This is a genomic window from Vitreimonas sp. (assembly GCF_036392335.1).
In the GTDB taxonomy this organism is placed as follows: Bacteria; Pseudomonadota; Alphaproteobacteria; order Caulobacterales; family Aquidulcibacteraceae; genus Vitreimonas.
Genome location: NZ_DASVYD010000036.1, coordinates 56,033 through 77,128, shown reverse-complemented (window position 1 = coordinate 77,128; position 21,096 = coordinate 56,033). Strand labels below are relative to the sequence as shown.

At 62.3% G+C, this 21,096-nt stretch carries 26 protein-coding genes; 18 read left to right on the top strand and 8 right to left on the bottom strand.

Going from position 1 to position 21,096, the window contains the following annotated elements; translation table 11 throughout:
• Positions 1-217 precede the first annotated feature (217 nt).
• From recA to VF769_RS08685, 8 genes are all read left to right on the top strand, one after another.
• Positions 218-1,282, top strand: coding sequence for a recombinase RecA (recA, locus tag VF769_RS08720; RefSeq protein WP_135210806.1), 1,065 nt, complete (start codon positions 218-220; stop codon positions 1,280-1,282).
• A 140-nt stretch (positions 1,283-1,422) separates the two neighbouring features.
• Complete coding sequence (locus VF769_RS08715) at positions 1,423-1,848, top strand: VOC family protein (RefSeq protein ID WP_331008004.1); 426 nt, start codon at positions 1,423-1,425, stop codon at positions 1,846-1,848.
• 179 nt (positions 1,849-2,027) lie between these two features.
• Positions 2,028-4,697 (top strand): alanine--tRNA ligase, encoded by a 2,670-nt coding sequence (gene alaS, locus VF769_RS08710; protein WP_331008003.1) that lies wholly within the window; start codon positions 2,028-2,030, stop codon positions 4,695-4,697.
• Complete coding sequence (locus VF769_RS08705; protein WP_331008002.1) at positions 4,694-5,206, top strand: N-acetyltransferase; 513 nt, start codon at positions 4,694-4,696, stop codon at positions 5,204-5,206. The genes alaS and VF769_RS08705 overlap by 4 nt, the downstream gene beginning before the upstream one ends.
• 7 nt (positions 5,207-5,213) lie before the next feature.
• Positions 5,214-6,059: a CPBP family intramembrane glutamic endopeptidase gene (locus VF769_RS08700; RefSeq protein WP_331008001.1), complete on the top strand. Its 846-nt coding sequence runs from the start codon at positions 5,214-5,216 to the stop codon at positions 6,057-6,059.
• A 58-nt stretch (positions 6,060-6,117) separates the two neighbouring features.
• Entirely contained in the window at positions 6,118-6,459 is a 342-nt protein-coding gene (locus VF769_RS08695; protein WP_331008000.1) for a hypothetical protein, read from the top strand.
• Positions 6,460-6,521: 62 nt separating this feature from the next.
• Positions 6,522-7,400 carry a crotonase/enoyl-CoA hydratase family protein gene (locus VF769_RS08690; RefSeq protein WP_331007999.1) on the top strand — a complete coding sequence of 293 codons (879 nt, stop codon included), beginning with the start codon at positions 6,522-6,524 and terminating at the stop codon, positions 7,398-7,400.
• Between the two features lie 67 nt (positions 7,401-7,467).
• Positions 7,468-7,602: a hypothetical protein gene (locus VF769_RS08685; RefSeq protein WP_275574743.1), complete on the top strand. Its 135-nt coding sequence runs from the start codon at positions 7,468-7,470 to the stop codon at positions 7,600-7,602.
• Here VF769_RS08685 and VF769_RS08680 read toward each other — a convergent pair.
• Together VF769_RS08680 and VF769_RS08675 are read right to left on the bottom strand one after the other, a co-directional pair.
• Positions 7,599-8,042, bottom strand: coding sequence for a GNAT family N-acetyltransferase (locus VF769_RS08680; RefSeq protein ID WP_331007998.1), 444 nt, complete (start codon positions 8,040-8,042; stop codon positions 7,599-7,601). The two genes, VF769_RS08685 and VF769_RS08680, sit on opposite strands and share 4 nt — an antisense overlap.
• Positions 8,039-9,256: an NADP-dependent isocitrate dehydrogenase gene (locus VF769_RS08675; protein WP_331007997.1), complete on the bottom strand. Its 1,218-nt coding sequence runs from the start codon at positions 9,254-9,256 to the stop codon at positions 8,039-8,041. Before VF769_RS08675 ends, VF769_RS08680 begins: the two co-directional genes overlap by 4 nt.
• An 87-nt stretch (positions 9,257-9,343) precedes the next feature.
• Between VF769_RS08675 and VF769_RS08670 the strand changes: the two genes are divergently transcribed.
• A complete protein-coding gene (locus VF769_RS08670; RefSeq protein WP_331007996.1) occupies positions 9,344-10,129 on the top strand; it encodes an RNA methyltransferase in 786 nt (261 codons plus the stop codon).
• Between the two features lie 66 nt (positions 10,130-10,195).
• Entirely contained in the window at positions 10,196-10,729 is a 534-nt protein-coding gene (locus VF769_RS08665; protein WP_331007995.1) for a DUF6882 domain-containing protein, read from the top strand.
• A 5-nt stretch (positions 10,730-10,734) separates the two neighbouring features.
• Here the strand turns inward: VF769_RS08665 and VF769_RS08660 are convergent, their stop codons facing one another.
• Both VF769_RS08660 and rimO read right to left on the bottom strand, forming a co-directional pair.
• Positions 10,735-11,376, bottom strand: a complete 642-nt coding sequence (locus tag VF769_RS08660) for a DUF2726 domain-containing protein (RefSeq protein WP_331007994.1) — start codon at positions 11,374-11,376, stop codon at positions 10,735-10,737.
• An 87-nt stretch (positions 11,377-11,463) separates the two neighbouring features.
• The gene (gene rimO, locus VF769_RS08655; RefSeq protein ID WP_331007993.1) at positions 11,464-12,792 is read right to left on the bottom strand and encodes a 30S ribosomal protein S12 methylthiotransferase RimO; all 1,329 of its coding nucleotides are present in this window, start codon (positions 12,790-12,792) and stop codon (positions 11,464-11,466) included.
• A 126-nt stretch (positions 12,793-12,918) separates the two neighbouring features.
• Between rimO and VF769_RS08650 the strand changes: the two genes are divergently transcribed.
• The 3 genes from VF769_RS08650 to bfr are packed head-to-tail and all read left to right on the top strand — an operon-like array spanning position 12,919 to position 14,104.
• Positions 12,919-13,323, top strand: coding sequence for an SRPBCC family protein (locus tag VF769_RS08650; RefSeq protein ID WP_331007992.1), 405 nt, complete (start codon positions 12,919-12,921; stop codon positions 13,321-13,323).
• Positions 13,324-13,326: 3 nt separating this feature from the next.
• Positions 13,327-13,617, top strand: a complete 291-nt coding sequence (locus VF769_RS18430) for a (2Fe-2S)-binding protein (protein ID WP_349258119.1) — start codon at positions 13,327-13,329, stop codon at positions 13,615-13,617.
• Between the two features lie 4 nt (positions 13,618-13,621).
• Positions 13,622-14,104: a bacterioferritin gene (bfr, locus tag VF769_RS08645; RefSeq protein WP_331007991.1), complete on the top strand. Its 483-nt coding sequence runs from the start codon at positions 13,622-13,624 to the stop codon at positions 14,102-14,104.
• A gap of 2 nt (positions 14,105-14,106) precedes the next feature.
• Here the strand turns inward: bfr and VF769_RS08640 are convergent, their stop codons facing one another.
• Together VF769_RS08640 and VF769_RS08635 are read right to left on the bottom strand one after the other, a co-directional pair.
• Positions 14,107-14,583: a hypothetical protein gene (locus VF769_RS08640; RefSeq protein ID WP_331007990.1), complete on the bottom strand. Its 477-nt coding sequence runs from the start codon at positions 14,581-14,583 to the stop codon at positions 14,107-14,109.
• An 8-nt stretch (positions 14,584-14,591) separates the two neighbouring features.
• A complete protein-coding gene (locus VF769_RS08635) occupies positions 14,592-15,074 on the bottom strand; it encodes a hypothetical protein (protein ID WP_331007989.1) in 483 nt (160 codons plus the stop codon).
• 136 nt (positions 15,075-15,210) lie between these two features.
• Between VF769_RS08635 and VF769_RS08630 the strand changes: the two genes are divergently transcribed.
• From VF769_RS08630 to VF769_RS08615, 4 genes are all read left to right on the top strand, one after another.
• Entirely contained in the window at positions 15,211-16,068 is an 858-nt protein-coding gene (locus VF769_RS08630) for a DUF4440 domain-containing protein (protein ID WP_331007988.1), read from the top strand.
• Positions 16,069-16,231: 163 nt separating this feature from the next.
• Entirely contained in the window at positions 16,232-16,849 is a 618-nt protein-coding gene (rpsD, locus tag VF769_RS08625; RefSeq protein WP_331007987.1) for a 30S ribosomal protein S4, read from the top strand.
• Between the two features lie 111 nt (positions 16,850-16,960).
• Positions 16,961-17,785, top strand: coding sequence for a polyphosphate kinase 2 family protein (locus VF769_RS08620; protein ID WP_331007986.1), 825 nt, complete (start codon positions 16,961-16,963; stop codon positions 17,783-17,785).
• Between the two features lie 35 nt (positions 17,786-17,820).
• Positions 17,821-19,047, top strand: coding sequence for a hypothetical protein (locus VF769_RS08615; RefSeq protein ID WP_331007985.1), 1,227 nt, complete (start codon positions 17,821-17,823; stop codon positions 19,045-19,047).
• Positions 19,048-19,053: 6 nt separating this feature from the next.
• Here the strand turns inward: VF769_RS08615 and VF769_RS08610 are convergent, their stop codons facing one another.
• On the bottom strand, positions 19,054-19,716 hold the full coding sequence (locus tag VF769_RS08610) for a DUF502 domain-containing protein (protein WP_331007984.1): 663 nt from the start codon (positions 19,714-19,716) through the stop codon (positions 19,054-19,056).
• A gap of 60 nt (positions 19,717-19,776) precedes the next feature.
• On the opposite strand from VF769_RS08610, the gene VF769_RS08605 reads away from it, so the two are divergent.
• Positions 19,777-20,763, top strand: a complete 987-nt coding sequence (locus tag VF769_RS08605) for a S1C family serine protease (RefSeq protein ID WP_331007983.1) — start codon at positions 19,777-19,779, stop codon at positions 20,761-20,763.
• On the opposite strand, the gene grxD is transcribed toward VF769_RS08605, so the two are convergent.
• Positions 20,760-21,086, bottom strand: coding sequence for a Grx4 family monothiol glutaredoxin (gene grxD, locus VF769_RS08600; RefSeq protein WP_331007982.1), 327 nt, complete (start codon positions 21,084-21,086; stop codon positions 20,760-20,762). The genes VF769_RS08605 and grxD overlap by 4 nt on opposite strands.
• Positions 21,087-21,096 lie beyond the last annotated feature (10 nt).

Below are 21,096 nucleotides of genomic sequence, written 5' to 3'. Positions count from 1 at the left end.
AGGGAATAGGGAGCGCGCTGTTCTCGGGATTGGGGACTAGGGATTGGGGACGAGAGCCAGCGCGACGGGCCAGGTTTTGTGTCCGTTGGAATTCTCGACGGCGCTCGTACGTTCTCCTTGTGTTCCGAGAACAAATGGTGCACATTCGATTCCTGACGCGGACATGCGCAGCGCCTGTAGTCCAGGGCATGGACTCGACCTAGTGGGAGACGGACATATGGCCAAGTTGAAGCTTGTTGAGGCGGAAGTGGAAACGGACAAGCAGAAGGCTTTGGCCGCAGCTCTCGGACAAATTGATCGCGCCTTCGGCAAGGGCTCGGTCATGCGGCTGGGCGAAAAGCCGGTTGTTGAGATCGAGGCCATTTCCACTGGCTCCTTGAGCCTCGACATTGCGTTGGGCATTGGCGGTCTGCCGAAGGGCCGCATCATTGAAATTTATGGCCCGGAAAGCTCGGGCAAGACGACGCTTGCGCTGCACTGCATCGCTGAAGCGCAAAAGAGCGGCGGCGTGTGCGCGTTCGTGGACGCTGAGCACGCGCTCGATCCGATCTATGCGCGCAAGCTGGGCGTTGATCTCGACGATCTCCTCGTCTCGCAGCCCGACACGGGCGAACAGGCTTTGGAAATCACCGACACGCTCGTGCGTTCGGGCGCGGTTGATGTGCTGGTGGTGGACTCCGTCGCGGCGCTGACGCCGCGCGCCGAAATCGAAGGCGAGATGGGCGATAGCTTGCCGGGCTTGCAGGCGCGCTTGATGAGCCAGGCGCTGCGTAAGCTCACGGCCTCGATCTCGAAGTCGAACACGCTCGTGATCTTCATCAACCAGATCCGCATGAAGATCGGCGTGATGTACGGCAACCCGGAGACAACGACGGGCGGCAACGCGCTGAAATTCTACGCGTCGGTGCGTCTCGACATTCGCCGCACCGGCCAGATCAAGGAACGCGACGAAGTCATTGGCTCGGAAACCCGCGTCAAAGTCGTGAAAAACAAGGTCGCGCCGCCGTTCAAGCAGGTGCAGTTCGACATCATTTACGGCGAAGGTATCTCCAAGACCGGCGAATTGATCGAGCTCGGCGTGAAGGCGGGCGTGATCGATAAATCCGGCGCCTGGTATGCCTATGGTGGGCAGAAGATCGGCCAAGGCAAGGAAGCCGCGCGCCGGTTCTTGAAGGAACACAAGGACGTCGCCCTTGCGATCGAGGACGCCATTCGTGGCAAGTCGAGTGCGGTGGCCGACGCCATGTATTCTCCGCCTGAAGGCGACGAAGACAAAGACTAAGACTAAGTCGCGGCGCGCGCGATCCAAGTTTCGCTGGCCGGTTCGGGGCTGTGACCGACCCGACCCCATGCCCTGGTGCATCTCCGGGCCGGCCGGCGGATTCCTTGAGTTCCTCATCTCTTCGATTTGGAGTGTGTGTGATGGAGCCGCGCGTTTCCCTGATCACTTTGGGCGTCGCGGACTTGGCGCGGTCGCGGGCGTTCTATGAAGCGCTCGGCTTTCGCGCCTCATCCGCGAGCCAAGGCGATATCGTGTTCTTCCAGGCGGGCGCGCAGGCGCTCGCCATTTTTCCGCGTGGAGAGCTGGCGCATGACGTCGGCGTCGACGGCGCCGGTAGCGGCTTTCGCGGCGTCACGCTGGCGCACAATGTTCGAACCAAGCATGAGGTCGCGGCGGTGCTGGAGGAGGCGCGCGCGGCCGGCGCTGAGATCGTGAAGCCAGCGCAGGACGTATTCTGGGGCGGGCACTCGGGCTATTTCGCCGACCCGGATGGGCACCTTTGGGAGGTGGCCTGGAACCCGCTCGTGCCGCTTGGCGCGGACGGGGTGTTCGTGCTGCCGGACTAAGGGCGCGATGGGGCCGGCGTGGCCGGTCGTCTGACACTTGATGCCGGCTGGAAGCCGGCGGTCCGATCGGCGCCATTCCGCCCCGCTTGGCGTTGTGCGCTGCACTACCTATACCAAACTGGAACCTGATTTGGCTGTCCGCGGGCGCGGAACGGCATTGGATACGGCTTGGTAGAGTGATGACGAGCGTCAACGACATCCGTCGGCAGTTTTTGGACTTCTTTGGTTCGCGCGATCACGCGCTCCCGGGGTCGTCGTCGCTGGTGCCGCAGGACGACCCGACGTTGCTCTTCGTCAATGCCGGCATGGTGCAGTTCAAGAATTACTTCACCGGCGCGGCCAAGCCGCCGTTTCCGCGCGCCGCCACTAGCCAGAAGTGCGTGCGCGCCGGCGGCAAGCACAACGACCTCGACAATGTCGGCTACACGGCGCGGCACCTCACTTTCTTCGAGATGCTCGGGAATTTCTCGTTCGGCGATTATTTCAAGGAAGGTGCGATCGACGCCGCCTGGACTTTGATCACGCGCGATCTCGGCCTGCCGAAGGATAAGCTGCTCGTCACTGTGTATCATGACGACGACGAAGCGGCGGCGCTCTGGAAGAAGATCGCCGGCTTCAGCGACGACAAGATCATCCGCATCGCCACCAACGACAATTTCTGGTCGATGGGCGACACCGGTCCGTGTGGCCCGTGCTCGGAAATCTTCATCGATCGCGGCGACCACATCTGGGGCGGCCCGCCGGGATCGAAGGACGAGGATGGCGACCGCTTCCTTGAGTTCTGGAACCTCGTGTTCATGCAATTCGAGCAATTCGGCGACGATCGCCCGCGCGCGAAATTGCCGAAGCCTTCGATCGACACTGGGATGGGCTTGGAGCGCATGGCCTGTGTGCTGCAGGGCGTGGATTCGGTGTTCGACACCGATCTCTTCCGCACGCTGAAGGCGGCATCGGAAGAGCTCACCAAAACGAAAGCGCAAGGCGAGCAGGCGCCGAGCCACAATGTGATCGCGGACCATTTGCGTTCGTCGTGTTTCTTGATCGCGGATGGCGTGTCGCCGTCGAACGAGGGCCGCGGCTATGTGCTGCGCCGGATCATGCGCCGCGCCATGCGCCACGCGCATATTCTGGGCGCCAAAGAGCCGCTGATGCACCGCTTGGCGCCGACGCTGATCGCCGAGATGGGCGACGCGTATCCGGAATTGAAGCGCGCGCAACCGGTGATCGAAGCGCAATTGCGCGAAGAGGAAGAGCGCTTCCGTCGCACGCTCGCGAACGGTTTGCGCCTGCTCGAAGATGAGATTGGCGGTCTGAAGCAGGGGCAGAAGCTGTCCGGCCGAACCGCGTTCAAGCTCTATGACACGTTCGGCTTTCCGCTTGATCTCACGCAGGACATTCTGCGCGGGCGTTCACTGGAAGTGGACATCGCCGAATACGACGTCGCGATGCAGGAGCAGAAGGATCAGGGCGCGGCGAGCTGGAAGGGTGCCGACGGCGCCGACAATCCGGCGATCTGGCATTCGATTCTGGAGCGCACCAAGGGCAATGAATTCTTGGGTTACAGCGCGGAGGCCGCTGACGGCAAAATCACTGGGATCGTCGCGGACGGCGCCGAGCAACATGAGCTGCGCGAAGGCGCCGCTGGCGCGCTCGTGTTCGATCGTACGCCGTTCTACGCCGAAAGCGGCGGTCAGTCGGGCGATCATGGCTTGATCAAGTTCGCCAACGGCGCCGAGTTCGTTGTCGAGGACACGCAGAAGCAAGCGGGCGCGCTGCACGCGCATGTTGGGCGCCTCGTGAAGGGGGCGGTGAAGGTTGGCGATGCGGCCAAGCTTGAGATCGACCACGAGCGCCGCGCGAAAATCCGTTCGAACCATTCCGCGACGCACTTGCTGCATGCCGCGCTACGCAACACGCTGGGGCCGCACGTCACCCAGAAGGGTTCGCTCGTGGAGGCGGATTATTTCCGCTTCGACTTTAGCCATGGCCAGCCGCTGAGCGCCGATGAGATCGGCCGCGTCGAAGACGAAGTGAACGCGGTCATTCGCCAGAACGCCGAAGGCGTGATTAAGGAAATGGCGCCGGCAAAGGCGATCGAAGAGGGCGCGTTAGCGCTGTTCGGCGAAAAGTATGGCGAGACGGTGCGCGTGCTGCGTTTGGGTGATGCGCTCTCGCATGACGGCAAGGCCTATTCGGTCGAGCTCTGCGGCGGCACGCACGTGAAGCGCACGGGCGACATCGCGGTGTTCGCGGTGCTGAGCGAAAGCGGCGTGGCCGCGGGCGTGCGCCGGATCGAAGCGGCCACGGGTGCGGCCGCTCTGGCGCATCTCAAGGCGCAAGCGGCGTTGGCGAAGGCCGTGTCGGCGAATTTGAAAACGCCGTTAGCGGAATTGCCGGATCGGGTCGCGCAATTGGCCGACGAGCGCCGCAAGCTTGAGCGCGAACTGAGTGAAACGAAGAAGAAGCTGGCGCTCGCGGGCGGCGGCGGTTCGGCTGCGCCTTCTGGACCAGAAAACGTCGCGGGCGTCTCTGTGCTGGCGCGGGTGCTCGAAGGCGTGCCGGCGAAAGAGCTGCGTGGGCTTGTCGACGAGGGCAAGAAATCGTTGGGCTCGGGCGTGATTGCTTATGTCGGCGTCGAAGACGGCAAGGCGGCGCTCGCTGTGGGCGTTACCGACGATCTCAAGGGCAAGATCAGTGCGGTTGATCTGGTGAAAGCCGGCGTGGCGGCCGTCGGCGGCCAAGGCGGGGGCGGCCGTCCGGACATGGCGCAAGGCGGCGGGCCGAACGGCGCGGAGGCCAGCAAGGCCATCGACGCGATCCGCGCGGCGCTGCAAACGTTGGCTGCGTGAGCCAGGTTACGTATCGCGATGCGAATGCGGCTGATGCTGAGGCATTGGCCGCTTTCGCGGAGCGCACCTTCACAGAGACGTTCGGCCATCTCTATCCGCCGGAAGACCTCAAGGCATACGTTGAGGCCAAATATCGCCCGCATGTCGTGGCCGCAGAGATCGCCGAGCCCGACACGCGCTATCGCCTCGCCCTGCGCAATGGCGCGATCATTGGCTATTGCAAGATGGGCGCGGTCGATATGGAAGTCGACGCAACGGACGCGCTGGAACTGCATCGGCTTTACGTCGACAGCCACGCCAAGGGCGCGGGCGTGGCGCAGGCGCTGATGGATGAGGCGCTCGCCTGGGCGCGCGGCAAGGGCGCCAAGCGCATGTATCTCAGCGTCTGGGAAAACAATGCGCGCGCCCAAGCGTTCTATCGCCGCTATGGCTTCGAGCACGTGGGGGAGCACAAATTCATGGTCGGCCGCGTGGCTGACCGCGACTTCATCTGGCGCTTGGATTTGTGAGGCCGCGATGCGGGGCGTGCTGATCTCGATCGCGAAGATTCTTGGCTTCTTTGGCGTGTGGGCGGCGCTCATCGCGATCGTTGTGATGAGCGCGGTGACGATCGGCGGCGTTGGCTGGTTTCACAATGTGAATTGGCGCCTTTTTGTGGAGATTGGCGGAACGATCGCCACGCTCGGCGCGCTCGTCTTCATGGTGCGCGTGGTCGACAAGCGCGGCTGGGCGACGCTTGGGTTCGGAGCAGACAATTCAATTGTGGGCTTGCTGTCGGGCACAGTGCTCGGCGCTTTCATCTTCGTTGTGCCGATTGGCGTGCTGACAGCGCTCGGGTACGTGCGCTATGCGCCCGACTTGGGCGGCTTCAACGCTAACGCACTTTGGCTCGCGTTGGTGCTCTGCTTCTTCAACGTGATCACGCAAGAGGTGCTTGTCCGCAGCTACATCTTCCAGGAGCTATGGACGAAGTATGGCGTGCTGGTCGCCCATGCGGTGACGACGCTCTTGTTTGTGGCATTGCACGCCGGCGCGATCCGTGAAGGCCAGAATGGCTTGATCGCCGCGGCGAACATCGCGCTGGCGAGCGTCATGTTGGGCTTGGCCTATGTGCGTAGCGGCGCACTGTGGCTGCCCATCGGCATTCATCTCGGTTGGAACGGGCTGCAGGGACCGGTGCTGGGCCTGTCCGTGACCGGTCAAGATATTGGCCTGGGCTATTGGCGCGTGTTCGAGTTCGAAGGTCCCCCGCTGCTCACGGGCGGCGCGATGGGCGTTGAAGGCGGCTTGATCGGCTTGGTCGGGCCAGCGCTTGGTCTTGCCATCGTCGCGTTCGCGGTACGACCCAAGCCAGCGCAGTAACGTCTCGGAAACCAAATCAATCGTTTTTGGACGACTCGATTCGGTGTGGGGACACGGGATGACTCAGAACGATGCGCTGGCTGCTTACCTGGGGCCGGAAATCTTTGAACGGCTCGATTGGGCGAAGCTTACCCACAAACAGCGTGACGCGATTCTCTCGGTGTTCCGAGTCGGATTAGGCGCCGGGGCGCAGTCGGGCGTGGTTTCGACCATCGATGCGGTGATGGCGCGCGGCAAAGTGCTGATCTGCGAGGACGGCTCGCAATGGGAGGCGCGCGAGCGCGACGATGCTGAGCTGATCGAGGATTGGGGCGCGGGGGCGCTGGTGGCGATCCATCGCCAGCTGATCTATCGGCTCGACCCATATCAGGCGGCGGAGGTGGACTTGCTTCGGCTCTAGGACATTGCGTTGGCGGAACGGAAGGGTGTTAGGCTTGGCCAAGCATCTGGAGGACGCGAACGATGGCCGAGTATGAAACCGTAAAGCTCGAAATCGAAGACGGCGTCGCGACGCTGACTTTGAACCGGCCGGACCGGATGAACGCGTTCACGCCGCAAATGGCGATGGAGATGATCGCGGCCTTCGATGAGACGGACGCCAACGATGATGTGCGCGTGGTCATCGTGACCGGCGCGGGGCGGGCGTTCTGCGCTGGTGCGGACTTGGGTTCCGGCGGCGCCACGTTCGATTACGAGAGGCGTGCGGCGGCGCGGGGCGAGACATTCGATCCGGCCAATGAGCGCGACGGCGGCGGCTTGGTCGGCATGCGCATCTATGAGAGCCTGAAGCCGGTGATCGCGGCCATGAATGGCCCCGCTGTCGGAGTCGGGGCGACGATGCAATTGCCCATGGATATTCGGCTGGCCGTGGAAGGCGCGAAGATGGGCTTTGTGTTCACCCGTCGCGGCATCGTACCGGAGACGCTCTCGTCATATTTCCTGCCGCGCTTGGTCGGTGTTCAAACCGCGCTGGAATGGACGATGACGGGGCGGGTGTTCACGACCGAAGAAGGCAAGGAGCGCGGGCTCATTCGTTCGCTGCATAAGCCCGAGGATTTGATGCCGGCGGCGCGCGCGCTGGCGCGGGAGATTGCCGACAACACCGCGCCAGTTTCGGTGACGCTGACCCGGCGCATGATGCTCGACATGCTGGACGCGGACCATCCGATGGAGGCGCATCGGATCGAGAGCCGTTGGATGGTGTCGCGCGGGCAATCGGGCGACGCGAAGGAGGGGGTGACGGCGTTCTTGGAGAAGCGCGCGCCGAATTATCCCGATCGCGTGTCGCGCGATCTGCCGGATACGTGGCCGTGGCGTAAAACGCCGCCGTTCAAGGCATAATTGCGCTCGATCAAAGCGGCGCACGAAACTCGGATCGAAGCTTGCTCCCGCGACTTAGGGGGCGGTCATGCCGAATATCGCGAACCTCAATGTTGATCCGCTGGCGCTGACGGCGCTTGGCTTTTTGGGCGCCGTGCTGGTGCTGACGCTTGGGCTTTTTGCCTGGCTCATGCTGCAGGGCGGCAAGCGTAAGAAGAGCTAAGGCCGGCGATATTGGATGAAGCCGCTGTTCTTGGCGACTTGATCGTAAAGCTTGCGCGCCGTGGCGTTGGTTTCGTGCGTGAGCCAATAGACGCGACCCCAATCGTTGGAATCGGCGCGCGCGTACACGGCTTCGATCAGCGCGCGGCCCACGCCTGCGCCGCGCGCCTCGGCGGAGACGAAGAGGTCTTCGAGGTAGCAGAATTTCTTCTGCGACCAGCCGTGGTCGTGCAGCACGCATTGCACGATGCCGAGCAGCACGCCGTCTTCGCGCTCGGCGACGAGGGCGAAGAGATTTGAATTGGGATCAAGGAAGCGGGCGAAGGTCGCGTCGGTGATCTCGGGCGCGAGCGTCGCGTTGTAGAAATCGAGATAACCGGCCCAAAGGGGTTCCCATTTGGGCCGGTCTTCTCTGCGGATGTCGCGGATCGCGAAGCTCACGCCTTCGCCATCGCCTTGTCGAGATTGTCGCCGACGGCGTCGAGGAAGCCTTCGGTGGTGAGCCATTTTTGGGTGTCGCCGACGAGGAGGGCGAGGTCCTTGGTCATTTGGCCGGATTCGACGGTGTCGACGGTGACCTTTTCCAAGAGCAGCGCGTAGTCGATCAGCTTTTGATTGCCGTCGAGCTTGCCGCGATGGGCGAGGCCGCGCGTCCAGGCGAAGATCGAGGCGACCGAATTGGTGCTGGTCGGATTGCCTTTTTGGTGTTCGCGGTAATGGCGCGTGACAGTGCCGTGCGCGGCTTCCGCTTCCATCGTCTTGCCGTCCGGCGTGATCAGCACGGAGGTCATCAGGCCGAGCGAGCCGAAGCCTTGCGCCACGGTGTCGGATTGCACGTCGCCGTCATAGTTTTTGCAGGCCCACACATAGCCGCCGCTCCACTTCAGCGCAGAGGCGACCATGTCGTCGATCAGGCGGTGTTCGTAGGTCAGCTTGCGCTTGTCGAACTCGGCCTTGAACTCGGCGTCGAAGATCTCTTGGAAGATGTCCTTGAAGCGGCCGTCATAGGCTTTGAGGATCGTGTTCTTGGTCGAGAGATAAACCGGCCAGCCCTTCATGAGGCCGTAATTGAACGAGGCGCGAGCGAAATCCTTGATGCTCTCATCGAGGTTGTACATCGCCATGGTGACGCCGGCGCCCGGCGCCTTGAACACTTCCTTCTCGATCACTTGGCCGTCGTCGCCGACGAACTTGATCGTCAGCGTGCCCTTGCCCGGGAATTTGAAATCGGTGGCGCGGTATTGGTCGCCGAAGGCGTGACGACCGACGACGATCGGTTGAGTCCAGCCCGGCACGAGGCGCGGCACGTTCTTGCAGATGATCGGCTCGCGGAAGATGACGCCGCCCAGGATGTTGCGGATCGTGCCGTTCGGGCTCTTCCACATTTCCTTCAGGTTGAATTCTTTCACCCGGGCTTCGTCCGGCGTGATGGTCGCGCACTTCACGGCCACGCCGTATTGCTTGGTGGCGTTGGCGGCGTCGATGGTGATCTGGTCGTTGGTGGCGTCGCGGCTTTCGACGCCGAGATCGTAATATTTGAGGTCGATGTCGAGATAGGGGTGGATCAGGCGCTCCTTGATCGCCGCCCAGATGATCCGGGTCATTTCGTCGCCGTCCATATCGACGACCGGGTTGTCCACCTTGATCTTCGCCATCGTTCGCACCTTCTAGTTCCGGGGAAATTTCGCGTGGCGTGGTAGCAGTTTGGACGCCGCGCGCAAACTGCGGCAAGAGGAGCGGAAATGACCCGCGCCGCCAACATGCCGCCCCCAATCGAGGAGGAATGGCCCGCCATCTGCCTGGTGCGCCCGCAAATGGGCGAGAACATCGGCGCGGTGGCGCGCGCCATGCTGAATTTTGGCCTGACCTCGCTGCGCCTGGTGGCGCCGCGCGACCGGTGGCCGAACCCGAAGGCCGAAGTGGTGGCCGTTGGCGCAGATGTGGTGCTGAAGAACGCGCGGGTGGAATGGACGCTGGAGGACGCGCTGGCGGACGCGACCTTGGTGATTGCCGCCTCCGCGCGGCCGCGGGGGCTGGAAAAGCCGGTCTGGGGGCCGCGGCAAACGGCGGAGAACATTCGCGCGGCGCAGGCCAAGGGCGAGCGCGCCATCGTGATGTTCGGGCCGGAGGCGTCCGGGATGGAGACGGACGAGATCGCGCGCGCCGATGCGATCCTGACTTTGCCGGTCAATCCGGGGTTTGCGTCACTCAATCTGGCGAATGCGGCCAGCGTGTTTTGCTATGCTTACGCCGAGGCGCGGCAGGGGACGGACCTGCCGTCCTGGTTTCAGCCGCCCGATAGCCCGCCGGCGACGCAGGCCGAACTTGAGGCGATGTTTGCCCATCTTGAGCAAGAGCTTGAACACGGACGGTTTTTCCACCCGATGGACAAGGCGCCGTTGATGAAGCGGAATTTGCGCGCGCTGTTTCTGCGCGCGCGCCTCTCGCAACAAGAGGCGCAGACAATGCGCGGCGTGATCAAGGCGCTCACGATTGGGCGCGGTGGTCGAAAGAAAGATGACCTCTAGGAAATGACTTTCCCGAATTGAGGGAACTCGTTATCCACACTGGCTGCAGACTGTCGCCGGGGACACATGCTCAAGACCAAGCGTCGAGCTGAGCCGAAAGCCGAGCCGCGAGCGCAATCGCGCGAACTCGTGCCGTGGGGCGGCGAGCAGGTTGATGTCGATCGCTTCTGGGCCGAGAGCTGGATCGACCTGCTCAACCGTCAACGTTGGCTGTCCAAAAAGCTGAAGCTCGAAACCGCGCCTTGGATCGTCGACCAGAACGCCGGCATCATTCGCTTTCAGCGCAAGGATGGCGCGTTGGTGACGGCGCCGGTGCAAATCATTGGCGCATGGAATCCGCGCACCAGCATGTTCCGCTGGGGCTGGGACCACCCAATGGTGCAGCAGCGCCTGCGCAATGACGCGGAGCGTACGCGCTGGTTTGGCGACAAGCACGGACTGGAAGAGCTGACCGAAAAGTCGCTGAAGATGAGCGAGCAGGAAGCCTGGCAGATGACGGCGCTGGCGATGAAAGTGAACGCCAGCCACGGGGTCTATCGCGCGCCGACCGAGGGGCCGGTGATTTTTATGACGTTGGGCGAGCCGAAGGTGAAGAAGTAGGCGACCTATCGCCCTGGTGCGTCAGCTCTGGCGACCAGGCTTTCTATGAAGAGCCTGAGTTCGGCGGGTGTTGTTTTGCCCGCGACAACTTCGTGATAACCGATGCCGGCGCGTCGCAATGCTTCCTTTTTCACAGCGTCACGTGCGGCCGCACTTCCTTGATGGTGGCCATCGCCCTGGTATTCGATCGCATGTCGTGGTCGGCACGCTTCATCGACAAGAAGCATGTCCACTCGCTTTGAATTGATGCACCAGAACGCTTGGGTATCTTTGCTGCGAAGGATTTCGCCCAAGGAGACTTGCGCCATCACCCGCCAACCTGGCTTGCAGCGACTGACGATCTGGCAGAGCTCCTCAAATACGCGCGCTTCGCTTTGGTTGAGGAGTGGCCGCGCGCTGAACTCCGATTTCATCACGATCCTCAATTGCTCAGTTGCATCTTGAGTTCGCGTCGGCTCAGCGGGTTGCGTGGGCCAAGCATGGCCCTCGCCGTAGTCAGACCACGTGTGCTCATACGATGATCTGCGTTTCTTCCTGTCGCCCCTGCGCATACGCCAGACGAAGCGTTGAAGCCCCATCCCGAGCCAAGCGCCGAACGCCACAAAGGCAGCGATCGGCGCTATCTGCATGAAGGTTTCGAGTGACATCCTTAGATTGTAGCGGATGATGCCGACGGCGTCATGCGCTGTCGTTAACGCCCGCAAACCTAGTCGATCATCGCTTTCCGCGGGCTGCTAGCCTTTGACTAGCGCGCCGACCATTTCGTGACCTTCGCCGCCGAGGATTTCGAGCTGCGTAATCGTGCCAGGCGCGATTTCGTCGTCGCTATCAACGTAAGTGACGCCGTCGATTTCGGGGGCGTCGGCTTTGGTGCGGAAGGAATAGGCTTCCGCGTCGTCGTCCCAGCCGTCGCAGATGGCGTCGACATTTTTGCCGATCATGGATTGCAGGCGTTGGTGGGCGAGCGCGGTTTGCACTTCCATGAAGCGGTCGTAGCGCTCGTCGACATCGTCCTGATCGACATGGCCGGGGAGATCGCGTGAGGGCGCGCCATCGACGTTTTCGTATTTGAACACGCCGGCGCGATCGATTTCGGCTTCTTCGATGAAGTCGAGCAGGGTTTCGAAATCGTCTTCGGTTTCACCGGGGAAGCCGACGATGAAGCTCGAACGGATGGTGAGATCCGGGCAGATACTGCGCCATTTTTTGATGCGATCGAGGACTCTGTCCTGGTTCGCTGGACGGCGCATGGCTTTCAGTACGTTCGGCGAGGCGTGCTGAAACGGGATGTCGAGGTAGGGCAGCACTTTGCCTTCGGCCATCAAGCCGACGACTTCATCGACGTGCGGGTACGGGTAGACGTAGTGGAGGCGCACCCAGGCGCCCAGATCACCGAGCTCTTTGCAGAGATCGAAGAATTTGGGGCGGACCATGCGGTCCTTCCATTTGCTCTCGGCGTATTTGACGTCGATGCCGTAGGCGCTGGTGTCTTGGCTGATGACGAGCAGCTCTTTGACGCCGGCTTTGACCAGCGACTCTGCTTCTTTCAGCACAGCGTTGGCCGGGCGGGAGACGAGGTCGCCGCGAATACTCGGGATGATGCAGAAGGTGCAGCGATTATTGCAGCCCTCGGAAATCTTCAGATACGCGTAGTGGCGCGGCGTGAGCCGGAAGCCGCCTTCGGGCACGAGATCGATTTTCGGATCGTGCATCTGCGGCAGGTGCGTGTGCACGGCGCCGACGACGGCTTCGTATTGGTGTGGGCCGGTGATCTCCAGCACTTTCGGGTGCGCTTCGCGGATCAGGCTTTCTTCTTTGCCCAGGCAACCGGTGACGATGACTTTGCCGTTCTCGGCGATGGCTTCGCCGATGGCGTCGAGGCTTTCGGCCTTCGCGCTATCGAGAAAGCCGCACGTATTCACCACGACGAGGTCAGCGCCTTCGTAAGAGCCGCTGAGCTGATAGCCCTCGGAGCGCAGGCGCGTGATGATGCGCTCGCTATCGACGAGGGCTTTGGGGCAGCCGAGCGAGACGACGCCGATGGTTGGGGCTTTGGCGGACATTGAGGGCGGGCTTCTAGCGTGGCCGTGGATTTATCCCAAGCGCGGGCCTGAAAAAATGAGCCGGTCCGGAAATGGCGAGCATGCAGGTCCGATTGCGGCGAGCATGGCCGCCAGGAGGAAATGCTCATGGCCACCGTTCGCAAGGAATTCACAATCGCCCGTCCGCCGACCGCAGTTTGGGCCGCATTCGCAGATGTCGGTGCGGTTCATACCAAGCTGGCGCGTGGGTTTGTGACCGACACCAAGCTGGAAGAGGGCGCGCGGTTGGTGACGTTTGCGAACGGGATGGTGGCCAAGGAGCTGATCATCACGGTGGATCCCGAGGCGCGGCGCTTGGTCTATGCTGTGGTGGACAGCCCAGGCCTAGTTCACCACAGCGCCTCGTTTCAGGTGCTCGCCGACGAAGGCGGCAGTCGGGTAGTCTGGGTGGCCGATATGGCGCCGGATACCGTAGCCGAGAGCATCGGGGGCATGATGGAGGCAGGAGTCCAGGCCATGCGCAGGACACTGGCTGAGGCTGCGGCGGCGTGACGTATGAGAATGACTTGCAGGAGCGATCGCGATTGGTTAGATTTCTTTGCGTCTGACTCTCAGTCGCCAATTTCGCTTTTGCGTTCAGAGAAGTGCTGCATGTACGTCTGCAATTGTAACGGCGTGACTCGCGCGGAGGTGGACGAAGCCATCGCCGCAGGTGCGCAGGGACCGGAAGAGGTGCTGGGCCATCATGGCTGCGAGCCCTGTTGCGGACGCTGTCTCCCGGAGATCGCCGAAGGCATCACTTGCGGCGGGATGGGCAAGGCCCGGAGTCTCGTCGCCGCGGAGTAAGGCGATGAAGGGCGATCCGGACGTCATCAAGAAGCTCAATCAGATTCTCACGAATGAGCTGACCTCGATCAATCAATACTTCCTGCATGCGCGGATGTACGAGAGCGACGGCTACGGCAAGCTCGGCAAGAAGACGTACGAAGAATCCATCGAAGAGATGAAGCACGCGGACCGCATCATTAAGCGGATCCTGCTCATCGAAGGCTTCCCGAACCTCCAAAATTTGAACAAGCTGCAGATCGGCGAAAGTGTGCCGGAGCGGCTACAGGGTGATCTCGCCGCCGAGAAGAACGGCCACGCCGCGATCAAGGAAGGCATCACGCTCTGCGAAGAGAAGAAGGATTACGTCACGCGCGATCTGCTGACGGAATTGCTCGACGATACCGAGGAGCACATCGACTTCCTCGAAACGCAATTGCAGAACCTCGAGCAGATGGGCCTACAGAATTATCTGCAGAGCCAGTACGAGCTCGATTCCAGCGATTGAGCTCAGCGCGCTGGTTTGGGGGCAGCCTTGAACCGTGCGATTTCCCGGAACCCCTCGCCTGAGGCGAGGGCTGAGCTGTCGTCCGGGTTGAGCATGAGCCAGTCGCTGGCGCCGGCGAACGTGTCAAATTGACGGACCTCCGCCCACGGCGATCCGTGTGCGTTGCGGCGACCCAGCCAGTGGTCGAGCAGCCTTTGGCCGGCGGCGCTTTCGCACACCCAGCCGGATCGACGCATGAACAAGAGGTTCAGGGGTTCGAAGAGGTCGCGGTGCGCCTTGAACACGCCGTCGAGATCAGCAAGCGAAAAGCTTGCCACGTCCAGATCGGCATGAATGACGCTGATGCAATCGAAGCCGAGCCATACGGGATTGTCGGCGTTGAAGGCGGCGTGATTGTGCATGTCCTCAGCGCGCACCGCGCCGAAATACTCGACACGGCTCACTTCGAGTTCATCGTTGTGGCGCAAGATGATGGGCATGGCGATTGTTAACGCGAGAAGCCGCGCATCGGCGGGATGTGTGCGCGAAAAATCTCCGCGAAGCCATCGCCACGTTCGAGTGTCGCGGTAGCGCTCGGACTGAGCACCAGCCAATCGGCCGCCTCGGCGAAGCCATCGAAGCGACGTACGTCGCTCGACACGGCGTCCCGCATATCGCGATCCCCCAGCCAATAGCGCACGTGCTCCTCCGCCTCCGCGCTTTGGCAAATCCATGCCGAACGGCGTAGGATGAGAAAGTGCATCGAGGCGAAGAGTTCGGCGTATTTGGCGTAGAGCGCGTCGAGAGCGGACTTGTCCACCGTATGAAAATTAGCCCCAGGCGCGACGATCGCGAGCGAGTCAAATGTGAGCCAAGTCGGGTTCGCGGCTTGAAATTCAGCAAGCGCTGTCAGTTCGGCCAGGGTGACTGAGCCGCTGTACTGGATCTGATTGAGCTCCAGCTTTTCATTGTGGCGCAGAACAATGGGCACCGACGGACTCCCTTATTACAGACTCTGCGCCGGCTGGTTGCTGAAGCGTTAAGACTCGTGCGCCGTCTGTCGCGCCCGCCGCGTGAGACGTGCGAAAGGGGTTGACTTGGAGGGCGGGGCGAGGCGGCGTTAGCGCATGCGTTATCTCATTCTGTCGCTTCTCGCCTTTGCCGCCGCGTGCTCGTCCGAAACCCGGACACAGCCTGACATCGCGCCGGTCGTGGCGGCGGAGCGCGCGTTTGCGGCGGAAGCGGGGCGGCGCGGCTGGGTTGAGGCGTTCGAGGCGCACTCGACCAGCGACGCCATCGTGTTGCAGGCGGGGCCGGTGAACGCACACCAGTCGCTTGCCAGTATCGATCCAGCGAACCGTGGAGATACGTCGCTGACTTGGGGACCCGAGTTCGCGGGCATCTCTATGGGCGGCGATTTCGGCTTCACCACCGGGCCGTACAATGGCGGCGACGCTGCCTTCGGCCAGTATTTCACCGTATGGCGTCGCCAGGCGGATGGTTCGTGGAAATGGATTTATGATGGCGGCACGAACCAGACCACGCCGACGCGCGTGGACGCCAACGCTGACGTAGAAGCCCTGACTATCGGGGCGCGCGGGGCGGGTTCGGCTGAAGCGGCCATCGAATCTGTGCGCGCGCGGGAGGCGGGGCTGGCGGAGGCCGCGGCTGAGAACGCTGGCGAGGCCTATGAGGCCGTGTTCGCCGCCGATGGTCGGATGAACCGCGACAACCAGCCGACTGCACGGACGCGGGAGGCGGTTTCCGCGCTTGCGGGTTCCGGAGCCGTCCAGTTCAGTCCGCCGCAGGTGATTGAGGCCAGCGCCAACGGCGACATGGTGTTCACGCTGGGCCAGGCCCGCTGGGAGGGCGGCGCGGGCTATTATTGTCGGATCTGGGTGCTTCAGGCCGAGGGCTGGCGGATCGGCTATGACCAAATCCTGCTCCGGACCCTGGCCGAATTGGAGGCGCCAGAGTCGCCTTGATCCGGTTGACTTGAGGCGGGCCTTCCGCCAAAAGCCCCGCTTTCCCGCGCCCTGGGTCATTCCGGGGGCGGGTTATGCTGGGTGACGGGCAACCGCCAGGGCAGTCGCGATCTCGTTTGTGAGATCGCCGGTCCCCGTCAGAAGAAGAAGGCGCTCACCGCGCATGACGAAGCGTATTCAAGCCAAATACAAGTCGGACCGCCGTTTCGGCCAGAACCTCTGGGGCCGTCCGAAATCTCCAGTCAACAAGCGCCAGTACGGACCGGGCCAACACGGCCAGCGCCGCAAGGGCAAGACCTCTGACTTCGGCCTCCAGCTGGTCGCCAAGCAGAAGCTGCGCCTGTACTACGGCAACATCACCGAAAAGCAGTTCCGCAAGACCTATGAAGAAGCCGCGCGCCGCAAGGGCAACACGGCAGAAAACCTTATTGGTCTGCTCGAGAGCCGTCTCGATGCGGTGGTGTATCGTGCGAAGTTCACGCCGACCGTATTCTCGGCGCGTCAGTTCGTGAACCACGGCCATGTGAAGGTGAACGGCCGTCGCGTGACGATCCCGTCCTACCTCGTGAAGGTCGGCGACGTGATCGAAGTGCGCGACAAAGCCCGCTCGATGGCGCTGGTGCTCGAAGCTCTCCAAAGCGGTGAGCGCGAGACGCCAGATTACCTCGAAGTCGATCCGAAGGGCATGATTGCGCGCTATCAGCGCGTGCCGGTTCTGGCCGACGTGCCGTACCCGGTCCAAATGGAACCGAACCTGGTCGTCGAATACTACGCGTCGTAAGGCAGTAGACATTCCGCAATAGGCATTAGGGGCGGCGGCGCGAAAGCGCCGCCGTTTCTTTTTGCGCCGTCGCTCTTGCCTACCGCCCACTGCCCATTGCCTACTGCCCAGATGACCCATGATTGGAAAGCGATCGACGCGGCTGTGCGCGTGGAGCCCGGCGAAAAGTCGAAACTCAAAGAGCGCGACACGGTCTGTGACCATCTGTTTGCAGATCGCGACGCCGCGGAGGCGGCGCTGAAGGATTGCGCGAAGGCGATCAATGACCTGCAGGATCGGTTATGGGCGGAGCGGTCGCGGTCGCTGCTTGTGGTGCTGCAAGGGATCGACACGTCGGGCAAGGACGGCACGGTGCGCGGCGTATTCAATCAGTGCGGGCCGCTGGGGGTTTCGGTGACCGCGTTCGGCAAGCCAACCGAAGAGGAGCTTGCGCACGACTACCTCTGGCGCGTGCATGCCGCCGTGCCGAAGAAGGGCATGATCGGCGTTTTCAATCGCTCGCACTATGAGGACGTGCTGGTCGTGAAAGTGCGCGGGCTGGCGCCAAGTGAGACGATCGAGCAGCGCTACGCGCAGATCAACGCGTTCGAGAAACACCTCAGTGAAAACGGCGTCGTGATCCTCAAATTCATGTTGCACATCTCGAAAGATGAGCAACGCGAACGCTTGCAGGAGCGCCTGGACAGACCGGAGAAGAATTGGAAGTTCAATGCCGGTGACCTGGAGGATCGCAAACTCTGGGATGAGTACCAGAGCGCGTATGAGACGCTGCTGGATCGTTGTTCGACGGCGCACGCGCCGTGGCGCGTTATCCCAGCGGATAAGAAATGGCGGCGGAATGCAATGATTGCCGCCATTGTGCACGGTACGCTTGCGGATATGGCGCCGACCTATCCCCGGGTGAGTTGGAAGCCGACGGACTTTACTGTTGTTTAACTCGTCACGGGTGGTCGCGGTGCTAGGCAAAACGGATGCCCCTGCAGACCATCGTCAAGCCCGTCAGGGCCGGCTCTCGGCTTGAGATTCACATTCAAGGCGAAGCGATTCCGATTTCCTATGAATGGTCGGGCGCGGCGCCGGAGCCTCGGAATGACGATTACGCACTGCTCGGCGCCCTGAGTTACGCGATGCAGCGCGGCGGACGAGTGCACGTGCAAGGTCGCGTGGACCAGCGCTTGCTCGCAAACGCAGAGAAATTCAGTGAATTGTGGGCGGCCTACAGGCCGGATCTGTTCAAGCAGATCGAAGTGAGCGCGGACGAGGACTTGGAGCCGCGCGTCGGCGATCCGGGAGGGGCGTATGCGTTTGCGCTCTCAGGGGGCGTCGACAGCGTCTTCAGCCTGATGCGCAATTCCGAAGGTGCGGATGGTCGCACCAGCCGGAAGCCGGCGTGCGCCTTTCTCATGGAATGGAGCGATGCGCGCCACGATCCCGCGTGGGCGCCGGCGCTTCGTGGGCGCGCAGCACGTATCGCTGAGGTCATCGGCGTCTCTCATCTCGTTTGCAGGACGAATTGGCGCGAGTTTTGCCGGGATTTCGACATCGAGCACCCGCTAGGCATCCTGGCTGCCGCACATTGCCTAAACGGCGCCTATGAAGGCTGTGTGTTGGCGGCGGATCATTTCCATCGCGACGAAGTCGCGCTCGGCCCCTGGGGCAATAACCACGCCACGAACCCGCTTCTATCGTCGTCTGGCTTCGAGGCGATCAATTATGGCGGTGCGTTTGAGCGTTTGGAAAAAGTGCGTCTGCTGGCGCATCGGCCAGACTTGGTCGCCAACCTGGCGGTCTGCACGCGCCCGCGCAGTGGCGAGAATTGCGGCAGGTGTGAAAAATGTCTGCGCAGTGGGCTCGAATTGTTCGTGACATCGGGCAGCACGCTGCCCGTGACGCAACATGTGCCCAGCTTCAATGAGTTGGCGTATCGTAAGCCGCTCTCCCGATCATCGCTGATGTTCTGGCGGGGCATCATGACCAAATGGCCCGAAGGCCGGGCGGGGATGAGCAAGCTCGGTCTTGCGTTTCTGATCGCGCGATCAGAATTGCAGCATTCCCTCGTTCTCAGGACGCTCCAGTCAGTCGAGCGGAGAATTGGCCGGTCGACACGGAGTCTGCGCGGCAAGGACGCATCGCTTCGGGCGGACAGACTCCGGGCCACCGCGCCGCAGGCAGGCGTCGCACCGCTTCACCACGCCTAGCCTGGATCACTTGCCGGGCAACGAGGGCGGCGCGCTATCGGCGTCGCGGATGATGCCGAGGGAAATCACGCGCTTCAGTGCATCCTCTGGCGGCAGGGTGATCGGCTTCAGTGCTGTGCGCGGCAGGTAGAGCAAGAAGCCGGAGGTTGGGATCGGCGCTTGCGGGACATACACGGCGACGAGGTCTTGGCCGATGTCGGCGGCGACCTCGGTGGTGTCTTCATTGGTGATGAAGCCGAGCGCATATGAGCCCGGCATCGGGAATTCGACCAGCACCGCTTGTTTGAACGAGGTGCGTTCCGGCGCTGCGACTTGCTTGAACACTTGCTTTGCGCCGCCATAGATCGAGCGCACGAGCGGCAGATTGGCGATGGCTTTATCGGCGGCGCCGACGCTCCAGCGGCCAATGAAATTGCTGGCGAGCGCACCGACGAGTGTCAGCGCCGTAAGTGCAAGCAGAAGGCCGCCGCCCGGGAAGGTCTTTAGGAAAGCGAGTTGGTCGGGAACGAGCGGCTCGACGTTGTTGTCGATGAAGGTCACGACCATCCAGATCACCCAAATCGTGATCACGAACGGGAGAACGACGGCGACGCCAGCGAGGAAGGAATTTCGCAGCCAGGCAAGAAAATCAAAGCGTTGCTGCGGCGCGGGAGAGTCCATGTTGTGCATGTAGGGCGCCGCGGCGCGCGGGGCTAGCGGGACTGTGCAAGCCTTCCTACCTCTCTGACCATGTTCAGTCGCAAGCGCTCTGATTTTGTCTCGGCGCCGCCGGCGCGAGGCCCGCGAGACAGTTTTTCCGAAACCATCATCCGGGTGGTCGACGATATTGGGCCCGCGGTCATCAGTGTTCGGCGCACGAGCCGTGCGCGCGACTTGTATGATGGCGCGGGCTCCGGTGTAATCATCTCCCCGGACGGTTATGCGCTGACGAACAATCATGTGGTCCGCGGGGCGGGCCGTGTCGAGGGCGTGTTGCACGACGGCAGCGTCGCGCCGGCGGAGATTGTCGGGACTGACCCGGATACCGATCTTGCGCTGTTGCGCTTGAGCGGGCGGGGGCATCACACGGCGGAGCTTGGCGATAGCGATGCGTTGCGGGTCGGCGAGCTTTCAATTGCCATCGGCAACCCGCTTGGACTGCAGGCGACGGTGACAGTCGGCGTGATTTCGGCGCTGCGCCGAACCTTGCGAGGTGAAAGTGGACGTCTGATCGAGGATGTCATCCAGACGGATGCGGCGCTCAATCCCGGTAATTCCGGCGGTGCGTTGGTGGATGCGCGCGGCGCGGTTGTCGGGATCAACACGGCGATCATCGGCGGTGCGCAGGGCATTTGCTTTGCTGTGCCGAGCAATACGGCGAAATCAATCATTCCCGACCTGATGCGCGATGGGCGGGTGACGCGCGGGTGGTTTGGCATCGCCGGCCAATCGCAAGAATTATCGCGCGCGCTGGTGCGGCGCTTGGGCTTGGGCGTTGAGGGCGGCGTGTTGGTGGTTGCGGTCAGTCCAGGCGGCCCCGCCGAAGCCGCGGGCCTCCGCGTAGGCGACGTGGTGTTGAAGCTTGAAGGGTTTGCAACGCCCACCGTGGATGCGGTGCACAAGCTGCTGACGCGTGAGCGCATCGGCAAACGCGTCGCGCTGGAGGTGTTGCGCGACGGGGCGCTGGTCAAGCTCGATCTTGCTGTAACGGCGCGGCCGGAGAAGACCGTCGCTTAGGACGCGACGCCGAGCTTCTCGTCGAAGAGCGCGCGTAGTTCGCCGGTCTGGAACATCTCTCGGACGATGTCGCAGCCGCCGACGAATTCGCCCTTCACGTAGAGCTGCGGAATGGTCGGCCAGTTGGCGAAATCCTTCACGCCTTGGCGAATGTCGTCGTCGGCAAGCACGTTCACGTCGACATAGTCGACGCCCATGTGATCGAGGATGCGGACGACTTGATTGGAGAAGCCGCACGCTGGTTGATCGGCCGTGCCTTTCATGAAGAGCACGACGTCATGGTCGGCAACAGTCTGGCGGATGGTGTCGAGGGCGTCGGTCATAAGAACTCCT